Genomic DNA, 21,119 nt, shown 5'->3' on the forward strand with positions numbered 1-21,119 from the left:
GTCAGCCAGAACAGGTTGCTCGTCATATCCGCCTCCTTGCGGAGCCGTGAATCACGACGAGCCAGGCAGATCAATGGGTCCTGAGCCTAGTGCTGGTGAGGCCACCGGCAAGAAGACATCGAGCGTTCCGCTGAGTAGGGAGCACCGGTAGGCACAATCACTACTCAGTAGACCTGCTTCGCCTGCTGAGCGGTCCGAACCGAACATTTTCTGAGGACGAAGTGCGGCGGTGCCTCGATTTTCTTCTCTGTAGGGCGGTGAACGCTGTTGCCACCACGGGATCGGAGTGCCGGTCAGTGTATCGGCGCCCGAACACTATGCTGTCCACAGGCTGCTTCTGCCCACGATGCGCTTCAGGACGCCAAGGGGCCAAGCGAAGCGGAGCAACGAAGTCGCGCAGGCATCCGCGCTATCGAGCGTCTTGCTCGTTGTTTGTCCGGACGAGTTGGCCGCAGTTTGGGCTGAGGCGCGTAAGTGAGGGCCGATGTGATCTTGCAAGCTCTTTCTCGCGGCTGATTCCTTGCCCGAGGAGCTCAAGGCAGGCCTGGTAAAACTCTCAGTGAACGAGTGATGGGACGACCCAAGGCGGGGACCACAAAGTGTTTCACGAAGAAATTTCCACGACAGCGCGCTTGACCAAATATCCTTCTGTCGTCTTGTATGTGCCTTGTAAATCAATGACTTACATAGAATTCCACCACCCCAGCCACTCATCCTGAAAAATGAAAACAAAACAGCGTACTTACGCGGCCCTGGAAGCGTCGTTCCGCGCTGTGTCCATGCTGTTTCAGATGCCGGTTCACTAAGGCCCCGTCGCGAGTCACGGTCGCGGCCTCTCAGGACATAGGGCCTGCAGATCGTTCCCGGAATTGAGCGGTTCTTCTGTCGTCGGCGTTGGCCGGCGGCCTTCGTGTGCACCGGTGCCGCAGGATTTCCGTCCGTCTCTCTTCGGACGAACCTTCATCAAGTTGGGAATTGGTGACCCCGACAGGACTTGAACCTGTAACCTGCCCCTTAGGAGGGGGCTGCTCTATCCAGTTGAGCCACGGGGCCGCCGACGCTTGTTGACCAGAAAACACCGGATCGCGCAAGCGCGCCGCCGCGCGGCGGTCGGGAGCGGGCACAGCGGCAGACACGGTGGCAGGCGTGACGGCGGGGGCGGGGTGGGGCTGCTTCCCTCGCGCCCGAGAATGCGCTAGGCATCGCGACATGAAGTGGAACATCCCGAACCTCCTGACCGTGCTGCGCCTTCTGGCGGCCCCTGGCGTGCCGGTGATGTTTCTCTATTTCACCCGGCCCTGGGCCGATTGGGCCGCGCTCGCGCTGTTCATCGGCGCCTCGATCACCGACTGGTTCGACGGCTACCTCGCCCGGCTCTGGAATCAGCAAAGCCGCTTCGGCGCCATGCTCGATCCGATCGCCGACAAGGCCATGGTCACCATCGCGCTGGTGGTCATCACCGGCTATTCCGGCATGAACCCCTGGCTGATCCTGCCCGCCACCGTGATCCTGTTCCGCGAGGTCTTCGTCTCGGGCCTGCGCGAATTCCTCGGCCCGGATTCGAACCGCCTCCAGGTGACCAGGCTCGCCAAGTGGAAGACCACCGCGCAGATGGTCGCGATCGGCGTGCTGTTCCTCGGCACCGGGCTCGACTTCGTCGAGCATGGCCGCGGCCCCGAGGCGGGCGGCGTCGTGCGCTGGGCCGGCGGCGCGGCGACGATCGCGACGATCCTCGGGCTCGCGTTGATCTGGGTGGCCGCAGCGCTTACCTTCGTGACCGGCTGGGACTACTTCCGGAAGGCCCTGCCGTTCCTGAAGGATCCGAAATGACCCTCGACGTCCTGTATTTCGCCTGGGTGCGCGAACGCATCGGGCTGCCGCGCGAGCGGGTCGAGACCGGCGCCGGCACGGTGGCCGAGCTGGTGGCGGAACTGCGCGCCCGCGAGGAGCGCTATGACCTCGCCTTCTCGGACCTCGAGACGCTGCGCGTCGCGCTCGACCAAGAGCTGTCGGACTTCTCGGCGCCGCTGGCCGGCGTGCGCGAGGTCGCCTTCTTCCCGCCGATGACCGGGGGCTGAGCCATGGCCGACCCGCGGATCCGCGTGCAGGCCGACTCCTTCGACTACGGCCGCGAGGTCGCCGGCTTCGGCACCGGGCGGCGCGATGTCGGCGCGGTGGTGACCTTCCTCGGCGTGGTGCGTGACGATGCCGGCACGCTCGACCGGATGGAGATCGAGCATTACCCGGGCATGACCGAGAAGGCGCTGGCGGCCATCGTCGCCGAGGCGACCGCCCGCTGGGCCCTTGTCGACGCACTTGTGATCCACCGTCACGGCACCCTGCGGCCGGGCGAGGCGATCATGATGGTCGCCACCGCCGCGCGCCACCGGGCCGCCGCCTTCGAGGCGGCAGAGTTCCTGATGGACTATCTCAAGTCGCGGGCGCCGTTCTGGAAGAAGGAATTCGGGCCCGGGGGCGCCGACTGGGTCGCGGCCAAGACCGAGGACGAGGCCGCGCTCGACCGCTGGTGACCGGCCGGCGCCGCCGGGCCGTTGGCGCGGCGGGCGGGCCGGAGCGGTCGGTCGCTATCGGTCAGTCGCTATCGGTCAGTCTCGGCGCAGCTTCTCGATATGGGCGCGCATGTCCTCGGCCTCGGCCCGGGCGTCGCGCAGGCCTTCCATGGCGGCACGCAGCTCGGCCTCGGCCTGATTCAGCTGGCTCGACAGTTCGCGCTCGCGGCTTTCGCCGCGCGACAGCGCCTGGTCGCGGGCCTCCTCGGCCTCGTGCAGGGCGCGGGCCATCTGGTCCAGTTCGCCCATGTCGGCCTGGGTGACGCGGGTCAGGCGGTGCAGGATCCACGAGGCGAACCAGCCCAGCGCGAAGGCGACGAAAAGGATGATCGCCGTCGCGACGATGAATTCGGTTCTGTTCATGTCCTGTCCCGTGTCTTGCCCGCGCCGTCGCCGCCGCCGGTGTCGTGCTTAAGCCCTTGTCCCGGCCTGGGCCAGCCCCGCGGGACGTCGCGCGCGGGGCGCATCATTGCCGCGCGGCGCGCGCTTCGATCGCGGCGGGACGGGCAGGGGGGGTGACGGTGTCGTCATCGGGGGTCCGCACCTCGATCACGATTTCCTCTTCGGTCGGCGCGCCCTCGGCGTCGGCGAGGGGGGCATCCGCTGCGGTCGTCTCGGCGACCGGGGCATCCGGCACGCCGGGCTCCGAGGTGGAAGCGTCCGCCGCTTGACTGTCGGCGGCCGTCGCGTCTGCGGCCGGCGCCTCGGTGACGGGCGCGGCCTCGGCGGCGCCTGTCTCGGTCCCGGGGATCGGCTCGCCGGTCGCCGGGTCGATCTCGGGCCCCGACAGGTCGGCCCCTTCCGGGTCGCCCTCGTCGCCGGAGCCCTCGTCACCCGACCCTTGGCTTCCAGGGCCTTCATCGGCGGCGGCCGCGTCCATCGGCGCCTCGTCCCCTGCCTCGTCCCCGGTCCCGGTGGCCTCGTCGACCGCATCGGCGACGGCCGGATCGGCCGAGGGCGCCGCAGTGTCCGGGGCGTCGGGAACCGCCAGGTCGCCGGGGCGGGCCTGCGGGCGGGCGGTGTCCTCCGCGACGGGTTGGGCCTGCACTTCGCCAGCCTGCGCGTCGCCTTCCTGCGCCTCGCCGGCCTGCGCCGCGGTGCCCGCGTCCGGCGCGGCCCCGGCCGTGGCGGCGCCGTCGTCGGTCTCCATCAGCGTGAACTCGATGCGCCGGTTCTGCTCGCGGCCGTCCTCGGTGCCGTTGTCGGCGATCGGGCGGGTCTCGCCATAGCCGGTCGGATGCAGGTTGGCGGTCAGCACGCGCCGGCCCATCAGCGCCTCGACCACCGCCTCGGCGCGATCCTCGCTGAGCGCGAGGTTCATCGAGTCGCGCCCCTGGCTGTCGGTGTGGCCCGACACCTCGAACTGATAGTCGGCGCACTGGCGCAGGATGTCGGCGATGCGGTCCATGATCTCGCGCGAGCCGGCGGCGAGCCGGGCCGAGCCGGGTTCGAAGTTGATCTTCTCGGCCGCCTGCGCCTGGGTCAGCCGCGCCTCGCACTGCTGGGCCGAGGGCAGCGCGAGCGAGGCGTCGAGCTTGCGGTCGTAGGCGACGCGGATGTCGAACTCCTGCCCCTCGCCCAGCCGCTGCGACAGCAGCTGCGCGATCTGGGCCGAGGTCTCGCGGCTGCCGGTGCGCCCCTCGATCCGGACCAGGTCGGGCTCGACCACCATGCGGCCGTCATGCACGCGGTCCAGCGCCTCGAGCCCGGCAAGCACGCGCGCGGGCCAGCCTTCGGGCACCGAATCGTCCAGCCGGGTCGCGACATAGACATTGCCGCTGCCGAAATGGGCATGGGCATAGCTTTCGACCGCGTCGCGGGTCAGCGCATCGGGCAGCCGGCCGCGGATCTGCACCCGGCCGTCCTCGGCAAGGCTGGCCGTGACCTGCGGCGGACCCTGGGTCGCGGCGGCGGCGGCAGGCTTGGGCGTCAGCACCGCGGTGAGCGAGAACACCTCGGGCAGGGCCGCGTCCAGCTCGCCGACCACGCGGTCGAAATCGGGCTGGCTGACGCTGTCGGCGGCGATCAGCGAGACATCGGCATCCGACATCGTCACCGACCCCGCGCCCAGATCGGCGATCGCGCGGATCGCCTGCTCGGCGGCGCGGCCCCAGGCGGGCGAGGGCGTGCCCATCCCGATCGTGCAATCGGTGCCGTCGGGGGCGCCCGCCGCGCGGCCGGCGGCCAGGATGCGGTCGCGCGCGCGCTCGGTATCGGCCGAACAGGCGTCGAAATGCGGGCCGCCGTCTTCCATCAGGAAGCGCAGGGTGAAGGGCGTGATCACCGGCCGCGGCGCCGAGATGTCGAGCACGAGTTCGATCCCGTCGGGGGCGGCGGCGGCCAGCCGGCGGTCGAGCGCGCTTTTCTCGTCGATCGAATCGGTGATCGCGGTGACCGCGACCCGCCCCGGCTCGATCGAGATCTTCGACCGCGGCAGCGATCCCAGGGCCTGGAGGCCGAAATCGACCGCCTCCTTCCAGCCCGCGGGGGCGTCGTGTTCGGCCGCTTCCAGCATGTCGGTGACCGGGGCGCCGTTCGCGCGGCGGCGCACCGTCTCGACGATGTCGTCGCGCCCGCTCGACACCGGCACGAGGCCGATCAGCGACACGCCGTCGTCGTTGCGCAGGATCTCGACCGAGAAGTCGGGGGCGGCGACGGCGGCCGGGTCCGGCACGCTCATCGCGTCGACGATGCGGCTGGCATCGACCACCGATCCCGCGGCGTTCAGGGCGCGGAAGCGCGCGGGCTCGCTCGGCGCCTCGCCGGTCAGCACCACGCTCAGCCCGTCGGGCTGCACCGCGGCCCAGGTGAATCCCTCCTCGGCCAGGGCGGCGCGCACGGCGCGGGCCGACAGGTCCTCGACCGCGGAGGCCGCCCATGTCGCCCCGATCACGGAGATCCCGGCGGCCGCGACGAAGGCGGCGCCGCCGATCCAGTGGATGCCGAGGGTCTTCGGGTCGAAACGCATGGCGGGCTTTCTCTGGTGGTCCGGGCCCGGGGGCCGTTGGCGCACTCGTGGCGAGCGGGCCGGCGCGAGTCAATCAGAGCAGGGCGGCGGCGGCAAGAAACAGCGCAGCGATCAGCCCGGTGTCGCGGTTCACGCGAAAGAGAGCGAGGCAGGTGTCGGGATCGTCGATGTCGAGCCGGGTCAGCTGCCATACCATGTGCCAGCCCATCGCCCAGGGACCGACCAGCGCGACGACCATCTGCAGCGGCGCGCCCAGCGGCGCCAGCGCGACCACGATCGCCAGCGTCATCAGCGCCACGGTGGCGACCAGGAACAGCGACAGCCAGCGCTTGGTGTTCTCGGCAAACAGCCGCGCAGTGGATTTCACCCCGATCAGCGCGTCGTCCTCCTTGTCCTGGTGGGCATAGATCGTGTCGTAGAACAGCGTCCAGGCGATCCCGGCCAGCCACAGCAGCACCGGCGGCCAGCCAAGGCCGCCCTCGTGCGCGGCCCAGCCCATCAGCGCGCCCCAGTTGAAGGCGATCCCCAGGAAGACCTGCGGCCACCAGGTGAAGCGCTTGGCGAAGGGATAGACCGCGACGGGGATCAGCGAGGCGACCCCGAGCGCGATGGCGAAGCCGTTGTAGGTGACCAGGATGGCGCAGGCGACCAGCGCCTGGATCGCCATCCAGACCGCCGCGCCCTTCGCCGTCACCTGCCCCGAGGGGATCGGGCGCGAGCGGGTGCGCGCCACGGCGGCATCGTAGTGGCGGTCGGTGATGTCGTTCCAGGTGCAGCCGGCGCCGCGCATCAGGAACGCGCCCACCGCCATCGACAGGCAGAACCAGATGTCGGCCGCGCGGGGCGCGTCGGTGGCCATCGCCAGCGGCAGGCCCCACCAGCAGGGGATCAGCAGCAGCCATGTCCCCGCCGGCCGGTCGGCGCGCGACAGCCGCAGCCAGGGCCGCGACCAGGCCGGCGCCAGCCGGTCGACCCAGTTGCCCCCCACCGCGTCGGCGACGGTGCCCGTGGTGCCGGCCGTCGCGCCCCTCTGCTGGCCCGCGCTTCGGCCCGCGCTTTGGCCCGGGGTCGGTCCGGCGGTCTCTGGCGTTTCGGCGGGCGGGGTCATAGGGTCCCTCTCCATGAAAGAGGCAAAGATCAGGCTCCATGTAGACCACCCGCTCGGGCAGGGGCAATCGCTTCCCCTGGCCGAGGCGCAGGCGCACTACCTGTTCGGGGTGATGCGGCTGGCCGCCGGCGATGCGGTGCTGGTGTTCAACGGCGCCGACGGCGAGTGGCGGGCCGAGGTGACCGAGGCGCGCAAGAAGGCGGGCGTCCTGACCTGCGTGGCCCAGACCGCGCCGCAGCGGATGCCGCCCGACCTGTGGCTGATGTTCGCGCCGATCAAGAAGGCGCGCACCGACTTCATCGTCGAGAAGGCGGCCGAGATGGGCGCCGCGCGCATCCTGCCGGTGCAGACCGAGTTCACCAATGCCGAGCGCATCCGCCAGGACCGGCTGCAGGCCCATGCCGTCGAGGCGGCGGAGCAGTGCGGCGGCACCTTCGTGCCCGAGGTCGCCGACCTGCAGCAGCTGCCCCGGCTGCTGTCGGGCTGGGACCCGGCCCGGCGGATCCTGTGGGCCGACGAATCCCTGGCCGGCGCGGCCGAGACGCTGGCGGCCGGGACGCCGGGCCCCTGGGCGATCCTGATCGGCCCCGAGGGCGGCTTTTCCGAGCCCGAGCGCGCACGGCTGCGCGCCTTGCCCTTCGTGACCCCGGTGGCGCTGGGGCCGCGGATCCTGCGCGCCGACACGGCGGCGGTGGCGGCGCTGACGCTGTGGCAGGCCGCGCTCGGGGACTGGCGCTGATGCGGCCCGCGCGGCCCGGGGATGCCGCGCCGCTCGCGGCCTTCCTCGCGCGCCACCCCGAGACGTCGATGTTCCTGCGCCAGGCGCTCGCCACGCATGGCGTCGCGGGCGGGGCCGACCGCTTCGCCGCCCGCTTCTGGCTGGCCGAGGGGGCGCAGGGTCCGCGCGGCTGCGTCGCGCTCACCACCTCGGGGCTGGGGATGATCCAGTGGCCGGGCCTGTCCGCCGCCGACCTGCCCGGCATCGCCGCGGCACTGGCGCGCGAGCGGATCGCGGGCATGAACGGGGCCGCCGGGCAGATCGCGCTGCTGCGCCGGGCGCTGGGGTTGTCGCAGGCCGCGGCAAGCCTCGACCGGACCGAGCCGCTCTATCGCCTGGCGCTCGACGCGCTGGTGCTGCCCGAGGGGCCGGGACGGCTGCGGCCCCCGGACGAGGGCGACAGGGCGCTGGTCGAGCGCTGGCGCAGCGCCTACGCGATCGAGGCGCTGGGGGCTGCGCCCGGACGCGCGACCGAGATCGAGGAGCGCGCGCAGGTGGCCGGTCTGATCGCGCAGGACCGGCTGCGGCTGTGGCAGGAGGAGGGCGAGCCGGTCGCGATGACCAGCTTCAACGCGCGGCTGCCCGACATCGTGCAGGTCGGCGGCGTCTGGACCCCGCCCGGGGGCCGCGGCCGCGGCCGGGCGCGGCGCGCCGTGGCCGCGCATCTCGCCGAGGCGCGGGGGCAGGGGGCTGGAACGGCGATCCTGTTCGCCGCCAGCCCCGCCGCCGCCCGCGCCTACGAGGCGATCGGGTTCCGGCAGGTCGGCAGCTATCACCTGCTGATGCTGGCCGCGCCCGCGCGGGTGACGCCGTGATCCGCCCCGAGCTGGCCGAGCGGCTGACGCGCCACCGCGAGCCGATTGCGGCGGGCGCGGTGATGCTGGCCGGGCTCTGGATCGCCACCCGCGGCGGGCCGGTCTTCGCCGGGCTCGGCGTGCTGGTCGCGCTCGCGGGGGCGGCGCTGCTGCTGCCGGCGCTGCGCCGGCTGCGCTTCGGCGGCGGCACCGCGCCGGGGATCATCGAGCTGGACGAGGGGCGCGTGGGCTATTTCGGCCCCGAGGGCGGCGGCTTCGTCGATCTGGCCGAACTGGCCGAGATCCGCGCCGTCGATCTTGGCGAGCGGCGATTCTGGCGGCTGCGCACCGTCGACGGGCAGGCGCTGCTGGTGCCGATGCGCGCCGAGGGGGCCGAGCGGCTTTATGACACGCTTGCCGCGCTGCCCGGCGCCGACCCGGCGGCGCTGGCCGCGGCGGCCGGCGCGCCTGTCCGGCCGGGCACCCTGCAGCCGCCGCTCTGGCGCAGGCCGGCCTCGGGCTGATCCGCCATCCGAACGAGACCGTTCACCGAGCCTTGACTTGCCCGCGCCGCCGATACACCTCTGGCGACGCAGAACGAACGAGGGCCCCATGTCCATTCCACAAAGCGGCGGCGGCCCGATCGAGCATTTCGGCCAGCTGGCGGAGTACCTTGCCAAGGGCGAGAAGCCGGTGGCCGACTGGCGCATCGGCACCGAGCACGAGAAATTCGGCTTCCTGACCGCCGATCATAGCCCGCTGCCCTATGATGGGCCCGCCTCGGTGCGCGCCGTGCTCGAGGCGCTGCGCGACCGCTTCGGCTGGGATCCGATCTTCGAGCAGGACGCGATCATCGGCCTGACGCGCAACGGCGCCAATGTCAGCCTCGAGCCCGGTGGCCAGCTGGAGCTGTCGGGCGCGCCGCTCGCCTGCCTGCACGACACCCGCGCCGAGCTGGAGAGCCACCTCGCCGAGGTCCATGCCGTGACCGAGGGCATGGGCGTGAAGTTCATGGGGCTCGGCGCGCCGCCGGAATGGACGCACGGGCAGATGCCGATGATGCCCAAGGGGCGCTACCGGCTGATGACCGACTACATGGGCCGCGTCGGCACGCTCGGCACCCAGATGATGTACCGCACCTGCACCGTGCAGGTGAACCTCGACTTCGCTTCCGAAGCGGACATGGTCAAGAAGCTGCGCGTGGCGCTGGCGCTGCAGCCCGTCGCCACCGCGCTCTGCGCCAACTCGCCCTTCCTCGAGGGCAAGCCGAACGGCCACCGCAGCTGGCGCAGCCGGATCTGGCGCGACCTCGATGCCGCGCGCACCGGCATGCTGCCCTTCGCCTTCGAAGACGGCATGGGCTACGAGCGCTGGGTGGACTGGGTGCTCGACGTGCCGATGTACTTCGTCTACCGCGACGGCAAGTACATCAACGCGCTCGGCCAGTCGTTCCGCGACTTCCTGAAGGGCGAGCTGCCGGCGCTGCCGGGCGAGAAGCCGACCCTGTCGGACTGGGCCGACCACCTGACCACCGTCTTCCCCGAGGCGCGGGTGAAGAACTTCATCGAGATGCGCGGCGCCGATGTCGGCTCGGTCGACCAGATGGTGGCGCTGCCCGCGCTCTGGGTCGGGCTGATCTATGACCGGGGCGCGCTCGACGCCGCATGGGATCTGGTCAAGGGCTGGGACCACGAGACCCGGCAGGGCCTGCGCGTCGCGGCCTCGGTCGAGGGCATCCGCGGCGGGTTCAACGGGATCGACCTGCAGACGCTCGCGCAGCGCGTGGTCGGCATCTCGAGCGCCGGCCTGCAGGCGCGCGGCCTTGGCGAAGAGCGCCACCTCGACTGCTTCCGCGAGGTCGCGGCCTCGGGCAAGAGCCCGGCCGACCGCTGGCTCGACCACTACCACGGCGACTGGGCCGGTTCCTTCGCGCCGATCTACGACGCCGCCGCGCTCTGAGCCCCGGCGGGCCCGGTCCGCGCCCTGATAGGCGGCCCGCCCCTCGACCCGACCCCGGCCTAGGCTTCGGGCGGCACCGGCCGCCCGAAGGTCAGCGAGGTCGGCCGGTCATAGCCGGCATGGGCGCTCGCCCCGGTCCGGCGAAAGCCCATTGCCTCGAAGGCGCGGTGGTTCTCGACCAGCTCGACCCTCACCTGCAGCTCGAGCATCGGCAGGCCCAGTCGCCGCGCGCGCGTTTCGGCCAGCGCCATCATCCGGCGCGCAAGCCCGCGCCCGCGCGCGGCATCCGCGACGGCCAGCTTGCCGACGTAGAGCCGCCCGGGTTTCGGCGTCAGGATCACGCAGGCGTCGGGCGCGGTGCCGATCACCCAGATCTCGGCGCGCGCCGCCTCTTCGGCCAGCGCGGCCTCGGTCAGCCGGTGCATCGACGAGGGCGGATCGATCCGGCCCTCCATGAAGGCGAAGGCGCCGCGGATCAGCGCCAGCACCGGGCCCATGTCGTCGGCGGGGCCAAGGCGGCGCGGCTCCATCCTCAGTTGCCGTGCGACATGTGGTCCATGGCGCCGCCGCCGTCGGCGGGATCGACCATGAACTCGATCTCGACCCGGCCGGCCCGGTCGAAGACCAGCGTCGCGGGGATCATGTCGCCCTCGGCCAGCGGACCCGTCAGCCCCATCAGCATCACGTGCAGCCCGCCCGGCTCCAGCAGCACCGTCTCGCCCGCCGGGATCTCGAGCCGCGGCACCGCCTGCATCTTCGCGACCGTGCCGTCCATCTGCGTCCCGTGCACCTCGGCGCGCCGGGCGATCGCGGTCTCGATGCCGACCAGCGTGTCGGGCGTGTCCCCCTCGTTCGCGATCGCCATGTAGCCCGCCGCGGTCTTCGCGCCGCGCGGCGGCAGCGGGATCATCGGGTGGATGATCTCGAAGCTGCCGGCGGTGATCTCGTGCGCCGCGGCCGGCAGGGCCAGCGGGCCCGCCGCCCCGAAGCCGAGCGCGAGAGCCAGCCCAAGGACCGGCCCGTTAAGCCTGTGCGGGCCGCGGGCCCGGGCCCGGCGGATCGGGCGGGACGGGCGGGACGGGCGGGACGGGGTGGGGGCGGCGGTCATCGGCATCTCCGGCGGTGTCTCGCGCCGGTCATAGCACCGGCGGGCGCGGGTCAGAAGGGACGGACGCGTCAGAACACCCGCCCGCGCGCGGTGACGGGCCACAGCGCCTCGACCCTGCCGCGGCGGACGCAGACGTACCAGTCGTGCAGGTTGCACGTCGGATCGCAATGGCCCGGCACCAGCATCACCGTCTCGCCCAGCGCGAGCCGCCCCGCGGGATCGGCGAGCGTGCCGTGTTCGTCCGAGGCTTCGGCATAGGTGACGCCCGCCGGCTCGGCGACCACGGGCAGGCCGCTGTCGACCGCGAGCGCCTTCAGCCCCGCGTCGCAGACCGCGCGGCCGGTCGCCGGCGTGCTCATCACCGTCGCCAGCACGAACAGCGCCTGCCGGAACCCGCCGGTGACACCGCCCGCGGGATCGGCGACGCGGGCATAGTCGGCATCCATGAACACGTAGCTGCCGGCCTGGATCTCGGTGTAGACGCCCGAGGCGCCCTCGATGGCGAAGCTGCCGGTGCCGGCGCCGGTCACCCGGTCGCAGGGCAGCCCGGCGGCGCGGATCGCGTCGCGGGTCTCGGCCGCCGCGCGGATCGAGCCCGCGAGCGCCGCCGCCCGCGCGACCGGGTCGTAGATGTGCTGGGCCGCACCGTGATACGCCTGAAGGCCGCCGAGACGCAGGCCGGGTGCGGCATCGATCGCGCGGGCCAGCGCCAAGGCCGCGGCGCCGGGCGCACAGCCGCAGCGGCCGGCGCCGCTGTCGATCTCGACCAGCACCTCCAGCTCCAGCCCCTCGGCGCCCTCGGCGCGCGCGGCCATCACCGCGCGCGACAGCGCCGCGACATTGTCGGGGTTGTCGGCGCAGACCGCGACGCGGGCGCGGGTCGCGATGCGGATCAGCCCGGCGATCGCGCGCGGCGCCACCACCTCGTTCGCGATCAGCACGTCGCGCACGCCCGCGCGCACCAGCGCCATCGCCTCGGAGACCTTCTGGCAGCAGATCCCCACCGCGCCGCCGCCCTGCACCTGGGCCTGGGCGATGTCGGCGGACTTGTGGGTCTTGGCATGGGCGCGCAGCCGCACCCCCAGCCGTGCCGCGTGGTCGCGCATCCGCGCGACGTTGGCCTCGAACGCGTCAAGGTCGATGACCAGCGCCGGCGTCGCCACCGCCGAGAGCGGATCGCCGGGGCGCGCGGGAATGTCCAGTCCGGGTTCGGGCGAGGAAAGCTGCATCGGCGGGCCTTGGTCGGTTCGTGACGCGACAGTTGTGCGGCGCCCGGCCGGGCAGGGCAACCCGCCATGGCCGCGGGGGCGGGATTCGCGCCGGCCCGGCGCGAAGGCGGAATTGCGCAAACTGCCCGTTTGCTGGGCAGGTGCCGCCGCCGGGGCCCGGTGTCGCGGCATTCGGCTTGGCAGGTCGGGCGCCCGGGCGGACCTTTTGCGACAACCGGCCGGCAACGGGCCGGGACCCCCAACAGTGAAGGTCGAACACATGGACGAGACCACGGACCTTGCGGCCAGGGTCGATGCGCTGGAACAGGCGCTCGCCACGGTCAACACGCTGAACACCGAAATCTTCTATTGGTGGTGCACCGCCCTGATGCTGGCGATCCACGCCGGCTTCCTCGCCTACGAGATGGGCGCCTCGCGCGCCAAGAACGCGCTGGCCTCGGGGATCAAGAACCTGCTGGCCTTCGCCTTCCTGATCCCGGGCTTCTATTACGTGGGCTGGTGGATCTACAACGCCTTCCCGGCGGGGATCGTCCCGGGCGATGCCGCGGCGGCGCTGCCCTGGTCGACCGCGATGGGCCCGAACCTCGCCGACAGCGCCTCGGGCATCTTCTACGCCGCCTTCACGCTGTTCGGCGCCACCACCGCCTCGATCATGTCGGGCTCGGTGATCGAGCGGATCCGGATGTCGGCCTTCACCATCCTCGCGGTGCTGCTCGGCTCGGTCGTCTGGGTGCTGGGCGCGGCCTGGGGCTGGCACCCGGCCGGCTGGCTGACCGCGCGCTGGGGCCTGCACGACATCGGCGCCGCGGGCTGCGTGCACACGGTGGCGGGCCTCTTCACGCTGGGCGTCCTGATCAACCTCGGGCCGCGCGTCGGGCGCTACAATGCCGACGGCAGCGTGAACGAGATCCCGGGCCACAACATGCCGATGTCGCTGATCGGGCTGATGCTGATCGTGATGGGCTTCTTCGGCTTCCTCGGCGGCTGCATCATCTACACCGCCGACGGCTGGCTGACGATCTACAACACGCCCGTCACGCTCTCGGCCTTCGCCTTCAACACGCTGATGGGCATCGCCGGCGGCATGATCGGCTGCTACATCATGACCCGCGACCCGTTCTGGATGATGTCGGGCGCGCTTGTCGGCGTGATCTCGGCCGCGCCGGGGCTTGATGTCTACTACCCGCCGCTGGCCTTCCTGATCTCGTTCCTCGGCGGCATCCTTGCGCCCAAGGTCAACGCGATCCTCGTCACCCGCTTCAAGATCGACGACGCCGTCGGCGCGGTGGCGGTGCACGGCTGGACCGGCATCTACGGCCTGGTCATGTGCGGCATCTTCGCCGCGGGCTATCCCAACATCGAGGGCCCCGAGATCAGCTTCGCCGGCCAGCTGGCCTCGGCCGCGGTCTTCGCGGCGCTTGGCTTCGTGCCGGGCTACGCGGTGTCCTACGTGCTCAAGGTCTTCGGCCTGCTGCGCGTGCCCGCCGCCGTGGAACTTGCCGGTCTCGACAAGGTCGAGATCCCGGCCAAGGCCTATCCCGAGGCCGCCGTGCCGGCCTTCGACCTGTCCCCCCTCAGCCCGGCGGAATGACCGCCAGATCAGGAGAGTACCGATGTCGCCCATCACCACCTGGGAAGGTGCCGAGGCCTATTTCGTCTTCGCCGACAGCCCGGCCCTGATCTGGCTTTCGCTGCTTGGCTCGGTCGCGGCCTGCGTCTACACCATCGTCAAGATGGCCTCGCACGAGGCGCATTGCGCCAAGGCGCACAAGTAGGCCGCACCGGCTGAGACCGCCTGACACCGGCTTCCGGCGCCCGAGCGGCGCCGGGGCCACCCGCGTCCCGCCGCCGCCCCGTGGCGCCCGGGGCCCGCGCCCGAGGAAAGACCCGCCCGCCGTGACCGACATCCCGCCCGAGGACCCGATCCCCGACCCGTCGGCCGACCGGCCCGAAGATCCCGCCATGCCCCGGCTGAACCAGGACCCGCACGCGCTGCGCGCGCCCGGGCCGAACCGGCTGGAACAGGCGATCGGCCACCAGGTGCGGGCCTTCCGCAAGCGGCTGGGACTGACCGTCACCGATCTGGCCGGCGCGACCGGCCTGTCGCCGGGCATGCTGTCCAAGATCGAGAACGGCAACATCTCGCCCTCGCTCACGACGCTCCAGGGGCTGTCGCGCGGGCTCGGCGTGCCGATCTCGGCGCTGTTCCGCGGCTATGAGGAGCCGCGCAACGCCAGCCTCGTGAAGGCGGGGCAGGGGGTCGAGATCGAGCGGCGCGGCACCCGCGCGGGCCACCACTACCGGCTGCTCGGCCATCTCGACCACAGCAGTTCCGGCGTGACGGTCGAGCCCTACCTGATCACGCTGACCGCGGAATCCGACGTGTTCCCGACCTTCCAGCACCCGGGGACCGAGCTGATCCACATGCTGGAGGGCGTCGTCGTCTATCGCCATGGCGAGCGGCTGTTCCGGCTCGAGCCCGGGGACACGCTGTTCTTCGATGCCGACGCGCCGCACGGCCCCGAGGCGCTGGTCGACCTGCCGGCGCGCTACCTGTCGATCATCAGCTATCCCAGCCCCTCGGCCTGACACCCCGCCACCGATCGCGCCGCGCCAAGCAGCCCTGCGCCAAGCTGGTGCCGGGCCGCCGGCCCGGGTCCGGGCCGGCCATGGGGCCGGGCCCGGTTGCCCGCCGGGTTCAGTTGCCCTGGGGCGCCGGGGCCGGGGTCGTCGCGCCCGCGCCGCCCGCGGGTGCCGCCCCGTCGGGGGTTGCGGCGGGCACCGGGCGCTCCTCGGTCAGCGCGCCGTTGTCCCAGGTGCCGGCAGCGGTCTGGCCGGTGGCATAGCGCATCACGCCCTCGCCCTGGCGCTTGCCCTCGGCGAAATCGCCCTCGTAGACATCGCCGTTCGGATAGGTCGCGACGCCGTGGCCCGAGATCTGCCCGGCCTTCCATTCGCCGTCATAGCGCAGGCCGTCCGCCATCCGGATCGCGCCACGGCCCTGGCGCTCGCCATCGACGAAGCTGCCCTCGTAGACGGTGCCGTCGGCATAGGTCGCGGTGCCCTGGCCCTCGCGCTGGCCGTTCTTCCAGTCGCCGTCGTAGACGTAGCCGTCGGGATAGGTCATCCGGCCGCGGCCCTCGGTCTTGCCGGCGACGAACTGGCCCACGTAGACCATGCCGTCGGCATAGGTCGCCGTGCCCTGGCCCTCGATCACGCCGGCCTTCCAGCCGCCCTCGTAGCGGGCGCCGCCCGGATAGGTGATCCGGCCCTGGCCGTCCTGCTTGTCGTCCCTGAACTGGCCGACATAGACCGAGCCGTCGGGATAGGTCGCGGTGCCTTGCCCCTCGATGCGGCCGGCGACCCAGTCGCCCTCGTAGACATAGCCGTCGGCGCCGCGGAAGGTGCCGCGCCCCTCGCGCCGGTCGGCCTTGAAGCTGCCCTGGTAGACGTCGCCGTTGGGATAGGTGACGCGGCCCTCGCCCTCGCGCTTGCCGGCGATCAGCTCGCCGTCGTAGACCTCGCCCCCGGCCTGGCGCAGCTCGCCCTCGCCCGAGATCTGGCCCTCGCGCCAGGTGCCCTCGTAGACCAGCCCGTCGGGCATCGTCAGCTTGCCGCGGCCCGCGCGCTGGCCGCGCAGCATCGCGCCCTCGTAGACCGAGCCGTCCGGGTAGGTGATCTTCGCCTGGCCCTGCTTGACCCCGGCCACCCAGTCGCCGTCGTAGCGGTAGCCGTCGGGGCTTTCGAGCACGCCCTTGCCGTCGTGCATCGCATTGGCGAAGTGGCCCGAATAGCTTGACCCGTTGGCGTAATGCGCGACGCCCTCGCCCTCGATCTGGCCGGCGATCCAGCTGCCCTCGTAGGTGCCGCCGTCGGCGAAGGTGATCTTGCCGGTGCCCTCGGGGCGGCCCTTGACGAACTGGCCCTCGTAGACCGAGCCGTTGGGAAAGCGCGCGCGGCCCTGGCCCAGGATCTCGCCGTCGACCCAGTCGCCGCTGTATTCATAGCCGTTCGGCAGCCGGTAGGTGCCGCGGCCGTGCTGGCGCCCGTCCTTGAACGTGCCTTCGTAGACGCCGCCATCCTCGTATTCCTTGGTCACGACCGTCTGGGCGGAGGCGTCCCACCCGATGACCGCTGCCTGGGTCAGTGCAAGGGCCGCCACGGCGGTCCGGAGTGCTTTGCGATTGATCATCTGCCCTGCCCGTGTGTCGCGGGCCATCTCCGGGCCCGCCGTCCTGCCACCGCCCGGCCGCGGTCGGCGCGGCACGTCGGCGGTTCGCCGAACCCTAAGCGGCCACCCTGCGCGAGGCAAGCAAGGATGGCCGCCGCCGGCGGCGGGGCGCGCGGTCGGCGGCCCCTGCGCATCCGGCCCCGCATCGGCCCCGCAGCCTTCCGCGCAGCCGCGCCGGCAGCGGCGCGCGGCCGCTGGGCCGACGCCGTGGCGCGTGCTATGGCTGACAGGCCCGGGGCCGGAGGTATCCGCTTGACCACGCTTCTTTATCCGCTTGCCGCCCTCGCCGAGATCGCCGGCTGCTTCGCCGTGTGGTCCTGGTGGCGGGCCGGGGCGTCGGCGCTGTGGCTGGTGCCGGGGCTGCTGGCGCTGGCCGCCTTCGCCTGGCTTCTGGCGCTGACGCCGCCGGCCGCGGCCGGCCGCAGCTTCGCGGCCTATGGCGGGGTCTACATCGCCGCCTCGCTGGCCTGGATGTGGCTGGTCGAGGGCGCGCGCCCGGACCGGTTCGACCTGGCCGGCGGGGCGCTGGCCCTGGCCGGGGCAGGGCTGATCCTGTTCGCACCGCGGGGGTGAGACGACGGGCGGGACCAAGACGGGGCCGCGACGTGACCGCGACGTGACCGGGACGGGGCGGCGGCGCCGCCGGTGCGCGGATCCGCGCCGGGCCCGGCCCGCGCGCAGCGACGCGAGGTCGCAGTCGGGACCCGAACGCCCGATCATGCGTTGCGCCGGTGAAACCGAACCCGCGGAGGCCCCATGGCACCGAAGATCGTCGTCGTCTTCTACTCCACCTACGGCACCAACCATGCCGTCGCCACCTGTGCCGCCGCGGCGGCCGAGGCCGCGGGCGCCGAGGTCCGGCTGCGCAAGGTGTCCGAGACCGCACCGCAATCGGTGATCGACGGCCAGGAGGCCTGGAAGGCCCAGATCGCGAAGATGGCCGACATTCCCGTCGTCACGCCCGAGGACATGGAATGGGCCGACGGCTATTTCTTCTCGGCCCCGACGCGCTTCGGCACGGTGCCAAGCCAGCTGCGCGCCTTCATCGACACGCTGGGCGGGCTGTGGGCCGCGGGCAAGCTGGCCAACAAGGCGGTGACGGCCACCACCTCGGCGCAGAACCCGCATGGCGGGCAGGAGACGACGCTGCTCGGGCTTTACACCACGTTCATGCACTGGAGCTGCATCCTGGTGCCGCCGGGCTATGCCGACCCCACGCTGTTCGAATCCGGCGGCAATCCCTACGGCTATTCCGCCATCGCCGGCCAGTTCGACGAGAAGGGCCGCGTCGCGGTCGAGATCCAGGCCCGCCGGCTGGTACATTTCGCCGGCCGCATCGCCGGGTGATCCGACCCCGGCGCGACGGCGGCCGGATCCGAACGGATCATTAAGCCGAATCCCCTATCTCCGGCGCAAACAAGCCGACCGGAGGAGAACGTGATTCCCGACCTTTCCGACCCCCGCTGGAAGCGGGTCCTGACCAGCGAGGCAGAGCTTGGCTCCGCTTCGCTCGCCACGCGCATCCTCGTCAACCGCCTCAGGCGCGAAGTGAAGGCCGTGCCCGGATCGATCGGCAGCAAGAGCGCCGAACTCCGGGATTTCGTGACCAGAAACAGCTTCGCCCTCGCCGATATCTCGGCGTTCTGAGGAGAGACAGATGCGCAATGAAATGCTCAGCCCGGCCGAGGCCGCGGCGCGGATCCTGGACGGTGCGGTCATGGTGATCGCGGGGGACGAGGCGCTGCTGCGCCAGCTTCCCCGCGGCAACTGGATCGGCGGCACCTCGGTCTATTTCGTCACCGAGGGCGGCGGCTGCGTCGACCGCGACCGCCTGTTCTGCACCGTCTTCGACACGGCCGTCGGCGCCGAGGTCCGCCATCTCGACGTCGAGAACCTGTCGCGGATCGCGGAAGGCTATCGCCCGAACGGCGTCACCTTCATCATGATCCCGGCCTTCTCGCTGGCGCATTCCGAATTCGCCGTGGCGGGGTCGGGCTTCCCGGGGCTGTTCAACCAGCCGCTGGTCGGCTGGGTGACCGGCGTGCATCTCGACGAGATCGGCAAGCGCAGCCCGCTGGTGATCAACGGGGCCACCGGCAAGGCCGAGGACGAGGGCGCGGTGCTGCTGCATGTCCAGCTTCCCGAGGGGCAGCGCGCCAATCTCGACATCCTCAACATCTTCTCGCAGGGCGATGTCGCACAGGACACGCTGGTCTTCGACGGCGACGGCTTCTCGACCAAGCTGGTCACCGTCAATGGGGTGCAGCGCCCCTTCGCCGACTACATCGCCGAAACCGGGCTCGACCCGAGATTGCCGCTGGTCGCCAACTATGCCGGGGCGCTGATCAACGTCTCGATCCAGTCCGTCGACGAGCAGACCGGCGAGGTGCGGTTCTACGCCCCGGTGGTCAAGGGCGTCGAATACCGCCAGGCCCGGCCGGTCGGCAATTACGTCGAGGCCTTCGCCTCCGGCGCCGGCGGCGCGGGAGAGGGCGAATTCTCGTGCAACTGCATCCTCAACTACCTCTATGGCGGGCTCGAGGGGCAATCGACCGGCGGTTACACCGGCCCGGTCACCTTCGGCGAGATCGCCTATATCCTGCTGAACCAGACCATGGTCCATCTGGATATCGAGGACGACAACCGCGCCGCCTGACCCGGCACGACCCGTTCGCGACGCGGACGGGCGCACCGCTGCCGCGCCGGCCTCAGCCGAGGCCCAGCACGGTCTGGTAGGACACCGGGGTGAAGCGGAAGCCCTCGTCCTCGGCCGTCACGTAGCCGACGGCGGGGAAGGGCATGTGATAGCCGATGAAGGGCAGCCGCTCCTCGGCGATGCGGCCGAAGACGCGCTTGCGGGTCTCGGCCGCCATCTGCTTGTCCGCGTCGAAGCGCACCTGCCAGTCCGGCCGGCCGAGCGACCAGACGAAATGGTTCGCGGTGTCCGCGGTCAGCACCAGTCGCGCACCCTCGCTTTCGAGATGGAAGATCATGTGGCCCGGCGTGTGCCCGGCCGCAAGCTCGGCCGTGATCCCGGGCGCGACCGTGTCGCCATCGGCAAGGAAGGTCATCCGCGGCTCGAGCGGGCGCACCTTGGCCTCGAACCCCTCGTTGCCGGTGGTCGCCCAGTGGTCGAATTCGACCCGGCCCGCGACCGGCTGCGCCTTGGGGAAGGTCTCGCCCGACGGACCCGCCAGCCCGCCGATGTGGTCGCCGTGCATATGCGTCAGCACGACATGGGTGATCGCGGCCGGATCGATGTCCGCCGCCTGCATCGCCGCGGTCAGCCCGTCGGCGGACAGGCCGGTGTCGAACAGGATCAGCGCCTCGGGCGTGCGGACCACCACCGGCTGGAAGAAGTTGATCGCGGCGTCGGTGGGCAGGAAATGCGCGGCCGACAGCGCCTCGAAATCGGCGTCCGTGGCATCGGTGCCGAAGGTGCCGTGCGGATCGTCAAGCTGGCGGTGCCCCGCCAGCAGCACCGTCACCTCGAAGGCGCCGAGCGGGAAGCGGTACCACGGCGCCATCGGCAGCCCGGCCGGGGCGGCCTGCGCGGCGGCGCGCCCGGGCGCGAGCAGCCCGGCGGCGCCCACGGCGATCGAGGCGGGCAGGGCCGCCGCGGCGGCAAGGCTCGCCCGGCGGGTGAGCGTGGCGGCGGGGGCGGCGCCGGTGAGACCAGCGGCCTTGCGGCCAGTCGCCTCAGGGCCCTTCTCCTGAAGGCCAGTCGCGGCGGACGAAACGGGATCGGTCGGGGTCATGGCATCCTCGCACGGGTCAGGGTGCAGGGTGCGCGCACCCCGCCTGAGCGCGAGACTAGCGCGCGAGCCGCGGATGTCCGCGCCCGACGGCCTCCGCTCGCGCGATCGTCATCTCGCCCCGGCCCCCGCGCCGTGTGGTCGCGCCGTGTCGTCGTGCCGTGTCGTCGCAGCCCCGGCCGTCACTCCCACCAGCGGTCGATCTCCGAGATCTGCTCGTCCGACCAGCCGAAATGATGGGCGAATTCATGCACCGTCACATGCGCGACCAGATCGCCCAGCGTGACATTGCCGCGCTCGACCCATTCGTCGAGGATCGGGCGGCGGAACAGCCAGACCGTGTCGGGCCGCTGCGGCTGGTCCATCACCGACTTCTCGGGCAGCGGCACGCCTTCGTACAGGCCCGACAGTTCGAACGGATCGTCAAGATCCAGCTCCTGCATGAACTCCTCGGGCGGGAAATCCTCGACCCGGATCGCGACCTCGGCCGCGTGGCCCGCGAACTCGGCCGGCAGCGCCGCGACCGTCGCGCGCGCCATCGCCGCGATCACCTCGGCCCCCGGCGCCTCGAGCGGCCCCCAGATCTCGCCCTCACCCTTCGCCGACCCGTTCAGCATCC

At 71.8% G+C, this 21,119-nt stretch carries 24 protein-coding genes and 1 tRNA gene; 15 read left to right on the forward strand and 10 right to left on the reverse strand.

What is annotated here, in order from left to right:
• Positions 1-286: 286 nt before the first annotated feature.
• Positions 287-478: a GSU2403 family nucleotidyltransferase fold protein gene (locus tag V8J39_RS23580; RefSeq protein WP_442902606.1), complete on the forward strand. Its 192-nt coding sequence runs from the start codon at positions 287-289 to the stop codon at positions 476-478.
• Positions 479-976: 498 nt separating this feature from the next.
• On the opposite strand, the gene V8J39_RS17115 is transcribed toward V8J39_RS23580, so the two are convergent.
• Positions 977-1,053 (reverse strand) — tRNA-Arg (locus tag V8J39_RS17115).
• Between the two features lie 156 nt (positions 1,054-1,209).
• Between V8J39_RS17115 and pgsA the strand changes: the two genes are divergently transcribed.
• Genes pgsA through V8J39_RS17130 form a run of 3 tightly spaced genes read left to right on the forward strand, consistent with a single transcriptional unit; the run spans position 1,210 to position 2,531 of the window.
• Complete coding sequence (pgsA, locus tag V8J39_RS17120) at positions 1,210-1,830, forward strand: CDP-diacylglycerol--glycerol-3-phosphate 3-phosphatidyltransferase (RefSeq protein WP_336462167.1); 621 nt, start codon at positions 1,210-1,212, stop codon at positions 1,828-1,830.
• Positions 1,827-2,078, forward strand: coding sequence for a molybdopterin converting factor subunit 1 (moaD, locus tag V8J39_RS17125; protein ID WP_336462168.1), 252 nt, complete (start codon positions 1,827-1,829; stop codon positions 2,076-2,078). Before pgsA ends, moaD begins: the two co-directional genes overlap by 4 nt.
• A gap of 3 nt (positions 2,079-2,081) precedes the next feature.
• Positions 2,082-2,531: a molybdenum cofactor biosynthesis protein MoaE gene (locus tag V8J39_RS17130; protein WP_336462169.1), complete on the forward strand. Its 450-nt coding sequence runs from the start codon at positions 2,082-2,084 to the stop codon at positions 2,529-2,531.
• Positions 2,532-2,606: 75 nt separating this feature from the next.
• On the opposite strand, the gene V8J39_RS17135 is transcribed toward V8J39_RS17130, so the two are convergent.
• The 3 genes from V8J39_RS17135 to ubiA form a co-directional block, all read right to left on the reverse strand.
• Positions 2,607-2,933 (reverse strand): hypothetical protein, encoded by a 327-nt coding sequence (locus tag V8J39_RS17135; protein WP_336462170.1) that lies wholly within the window; start codon positions 2,931-2,933, stop codon positions 2,607-2,609.
• 103 nt (positions 2,934-3,036) lie between these two features.
• Positions 3,037-5,538 (reverse strand): OmpA family protein, encoded by a 2,502-nt coding sequence (locus V8J39_RS17140; RefSeq protein ID WP_336462171.1) that lies wholly within the window; start codon positions 5,536-5,538, stop codon positions 3,037-3,039.
• Positions 5,539-5,611: 73 nt separating this feature from the next.
• Complete coding sequence (gene ubiA / locus V8J39_RS17145; protein ID WP_336462172.1) at positions 5,612-6,646, reverse strand: 4-hydroxybenzoate octaprenyltransferase; 1,035 nt, start codon at positions 6,644-6,646, stop codon at positions 5,612-5,614.
• Positions 6,647-6,659: 13 nt separating this feature from the next.
• On the opposite strand from ubiA, the gene V8J39_RS17150 reads away from it, so the two are divergent.
• From V8J39_RS17150 to V8J39_RS17165, 4 genes are all read left to right on the forward strand, one after another.
• Positions 6,660-7,385, forward strand: coding sequence for a 16S rRNA (uracil(1498)-N(3))-methyltransferase (locus V8J39_RS17150; RefSeq protein WP_336462173.1), 726 nt, complete (start codon positions 6,660-6,662; stop codon positions 7,383-7,385).
• Positions 7,385-8,239 carry a GNAT family N-acetyltransferase gene (locus V8J39_RS17155; protein WP_336462174.1) on the forward strand — a complete coding sequence of 285 codons (855 nt, stop codon included), beginning with the start codon at positions 7,385-7,387 and terminating at the stop codon, positions 8,237-8,239. The genes V8J39_RS17150 and V8J39_RS17155 overlap by 1 nt, the downstream gene beginning before the upstream one ends.
• Positions 8,236-8,742: a hypothetical protein gene (locus tag V8J39_RS17160; RefSeq protein ID WP_336462175.1), complete on the forward strand. Its 507-nt coding sequence runs from the start codon at positions 8,236-8,238 to the stop codon at positions 8,740-8,742. The genes V8J39_RS17155 and V8J39_RS17160 overlap by 4 nt, the downstream gene beginning before the upstream one ends.
• Positions 8,743-8,830: 88 nt before the next feature.
• Positions 8,831-10,177, forward strand: a complete 1,347-nt coding sequence (locus V8J39_RS17165; RefSeq protein ID WP_336462176.1) for a glutamate--cysteine ligase — start codon at positions 8,831-8,833, stop codon at positions 10,175-10,177.
• Positions 10,178-10,236: 59 nt separating this feature from the next.
• On the opposite strand, the gene V8J39_RS17170 is transcribed toward V8J39_RS17165, so the two are convergent.
• From V8J39_RS17170 to V8J39_RS17180, 3 genes are all read right to left on the reverse strand, one after another.
• The gene (locus V8J39_RS17170) at positions 10,237-10,707 is read right to left on the reverse strand and encodes a GNAT family N-acetyltransferase (RefSeq protein WP_336462177.1); all 471 of its coding nucleotides are present in this window, start codon (positions 10,705-10,707) and stop codon (positions 10,237-10,239) included.
• A 2-nt stretch (positions 10,708-10,709) separates the two neighbouring features.
• Positions 10,710-11,285: a copper chaperone PCu(A)C gene (locus V8J39_RS17175; protein ID WP_336462178.1), complete on the reverse strand. Its 576-nt coding sequence runs from the start codon at positions 11,283-11,285 to the stop codon at positions 10,710-10,712.
• 68 nt (positions 11,286-11,353) lie between these two features.
• Positions 11,354-12,514 carry a DSD1 family PLP-dependent enzyme gene (locus V8J39_RS17180; RefSeq protein WP_336462179.1) on the reverse strand — a complete coding sequence of 387 codons (1,161 nt, stop codon included), beginning with the start codon at positions 12,512-12,514 and terminating at the stop codon, positions 11,354-11,356.
• A gap of 259 nt (positions 12,515-12,773) precedes the next feature.
• Here V8J39_RS17180 and V8J39_RS17185 point away from each other — a divergent pair, with 259 nt between their 5' ends.
• From V8J39_RS17185 to V8J39_RS17195, 3 genes are all read left to right on the forward strand, one after another.
• Positions 12,774-14,105: an ammonium transporter gene (locus V8J39_RS17185; RefSeq protein WP_336462180.1), complete on the forward strand. Its 1,332-nt coding sequence runs from the start codon at positions 12,774-12,776 to the stop codon at positions 14,103-14,105.
• A gap of 22 nt (positions 14,106-14,127) precedes the next feature.
• Positions 14,128-14,289 (forward strand): hypothetical protein, encoded by a 162-nt coding sequence (locus tag V8J39_RS17190; RefSeq protein WP_336462181.1) that lies wholly within the window; start codon positions 14,128-14,130, stop codon positions 14,287-14,289.
• Positions 14,290-14,476: 187 nt separating this feature from the next.
• The gene (locus V8J39_RS17195; RefSeq protein WP_336462382.1) at positions 14,477-15,103 is read left to right on the forward strand and encodes a helix-turn-helix domain-containing protein; all 627 of its coding nucleotides are present in this window, start codon (positions 14,477-14,479) and stop codon (positions 15,101-15,103) included.
• A 109-nt stretch (positions 15,104-15,212) separates the two neighbouring features.
• On the opposite strand, the gene V8J39_RS17200 is transcribed toward V8J39_RS17195, so the two are convergent.
• Positions 15,213-16,706 (reverse strand): MORN repeat-containing protein, encoded by a 1,494-nt coding sequence (locus V8J39_RS17200; RefSeq protein WP_336462182.1) that lies wholly within the window; start codon positions 16,704-16,706, stop codon positions 15,213-15,215.
• A 291-nt stretch (positions 16,707-16,997) separates the two neighbouring features.
• Here V8J39_RS17200 and V8J39_RS17205 point away from each other — a divergent pair, with 291 nt between their 5' ends.
• The 4 genes from V8J39_RS17205 to V8J39_RS17220 all read left to right on the forward strand — a co-directional run bounded on the left by V8J39_RS17205 (position 16,998) and on the right by V8J39_RS17220 (position 19,401).
• Positions 16,998-17,318 carry a YnfA family protein gene (locus tag V8J39_RS17205; protein WP_336462183.1) on the forward strand — a complete coding sequence of 107 codons (321 nt, stop codon included), beginning with the start codon at positions 16,998-17,000 and terminating at the stop codon, positions 17,316-17,318.
• Positions 17,319-17,501: 183 nt separating this feature from the next.
• A complete protein-coding gene (wrbA, locus tag V8J39_RS17210) occupies positions 17,502-18,092 on the forward strand; it encodes an NAD(P)H:quinone oxidoreductase (RefSeq protein WP_336462184.1) in 591 nt (196 codons plus the stop codon).
• Between the two features lie 90 nt (positions 18,093-18,182).
• Complete coding sequence (locus V8J39_RS17215) at positions 18,183-18,392, forward strand: hypothetical protein (RefSeq protein WP_336462185.1); 210 nt, start codon at positions 18,183-18,185, stop codon at positions 18,390-18,392.
• A gap of 10 nt (positions 18,393-18,402) precedes the next feature.
• Positions 18,403-19,401, forward strand: a complete 999-nt coding sequence (locus V8J39_RS17220) for a DUF6976 family protein (RefSeq protein ID WP_336462186.1) — start codon at positions 18,403-18,405, stop codon at positions 19,399-19,401.
• Positions 19,402-19,453: 52 nt separating this feature from the next.
• Here the strand turns inward: V8J39_RS17220 and V8J39_RS17225 are convergent, their stop codons facing one another.
• Both V8J39_RS17225 and V8J39_RS17230 read right to left on the reverse strand, forming a co-directional pair.
• On the reverse strand, positions 19,454-20,503 hold the full coding sequence (locus tag V8J39_RS17225; RefSeq protein ID WP_336462187.1) for an MBL fold metallo-hydrolase: 1,050 nt from the start codon (positions 20,501-20,503) through the stop codon (positions 19,454-19,456).
• A gap of 179 nt (positions 20,504-20,682) precedes the next feature.
• Positions 20,683-21,117, reverse strand: coding sequence for a metallopeptidase family protein (locus tag V8J39_RS17230; RefSeq protein WP_442902607.1), 435 nt, complete (start codon positions 21,115-21,117; stop codon positions 20,683-20,685).
• Between the last annotated feature and the right edge of the window lie 2 nt (positions 21,118-21,119).

It is taken from the genome of Frigidibacter sp. MR17.24 (assembly GCF_037095655.1).
Lineage (GTDB): Bacteria > Pseudomonadota > Alphaproteobacteria > Rhodobacterales > Rhodobacteraceae > Frigidibacter.

Coding starts and splice junctions, on each gene's coding strand:
- pgsA (WP_336462167.1), top strand. CDS start 1,210: ATGAAGTGGAACATCCCGAACCTCCTGACCGTGCTGCGCCTTCTGGCG.
- moaD (WP_336462168.1), top strand. CDS start 1,827: ATGACCCTCGACGTCCTGTATTTCGCCTGGGTGCGCGAACGCATCGGG.
- V8J39_RS17130 (WP_336462169.1), top strand. CDS start 2,082: ATGGCCGACCCGCGGATCCGCGTGCAGGCCGACTCCTTCGACTACGGC.
- V8J39_RS17135 (WP_336462170.1), bottom strand. CDS start 2,933: ATGAACAGAACCGAATTCATCGTCGCGACGGCGATCATCCTTTTCGTC.
- V8J39_RS17140 (WP_336462171.1), bottom strand. CDS start 5,538: ATGCGTTTCGACCCGAAGACCCTCGGCATCCACTGGATCGGCGGCGCC.
- ubiA (WP_336462172.1), bottom strand. CDS start 6,646: ATGACCCCGCCCGCCGAAACGCCAGAGACCGCCGGACCGACCCCGGGC.
- V8J39_RS17150 (WP_336462173.1), top strand. CDS start 6,660: ATGAAAGAGGCAAAGATCAGGCTCCATGTAGACCACCCGCTCGGGCAG.
- V8J39_RS17155 (WP_336462174.1), top strand. CDS start 7,385: ATGCGGCCCGCGCGGCCCGGGGATGCCGCGCCGCTCGCGGCCTTCCTC.
- V8J39_RS17165 (WP_336462176.1), top strand. CDS start 8,831: ATGTCCATTCCACAAAGCGGCGGCGGCCCGATCGAGCATTTCGGCCAG.
- V8J39_RS17170 (WP_336462177.1), bottom strand. CDS start 10,707: ATGGAGCCGCGCCGCCTTGGCCCCGCCGACGACATGGGCCCGGTGCTG.
- V8J39_RS17175 (WP_336462178.1), bottom strand. CDS start 11,285: ATGACCGCCGCCCCCACCCCGTCCCGCCCGTCCCGCCCGTCCCGCCCG.
- V8J39_RS17180 (WP_336462179.1), bottom strand. CDS start 12,514: ATGCAGCTTTCCTCGCCCGAACCCGGACTGGACATTCCCGCGCGCCCC.
- V8J39_RS17185 (WP_336462180.1), top strand. CDS start 12,774: ATGGACGAGACCACGGACCTTGCGGCCAGGGTCGATGCGCTGGAACAG.
- V8J39_RS17190 (WP_336462181.1), top strand. CDS start 14,128: ATGTCGCCCATCACCACCTGGGAAGGTGCCGAGGCCTATTTCGTCTTC.
- V8J39_RS17195 (WP_336462382.1), top strand. CDS start 14,477: ATGCCCCGGCTGAACCAGGACCCGCACGCGCTGCGCGCGCCCGGGCCG.
- V8J39_RS17200 (WP_336462182.1), bottom strand. CDS start 16,706: ATGATCAATCGCAAAGCACTCCGGACCGCCGTGGCGGCCCTTGCACTG.
- wrbA (WP_336462184.1), top strand. CDS start 17,502: ATGGCACCGAAGATCGTCGTCGTCTTCTACTCCACCTACGGCACCAAC.
- V8J39_RS17220 (WP_336462186.1), top strand. CDS start 18,403: ATGCGCAATGAAATGCTCAGCCCGGCCGAGGCCGCGGCGCGGATCCTG.
- V8J39_RS17225 (WP_336462187.1), bottom strand. CDS start 20,503: ATGACCCCGACCGATCCCGTTTCGTCCGCCGCGACTGGCCTTCAGGAG.
- V8J39_RS17230 (WP_442902607.1), bottom strand. CDS start 21,117: ATGCTGAACGGGTCGGCGAAGGGTGAGGGCGAGATCTGGGGGCCGCTC.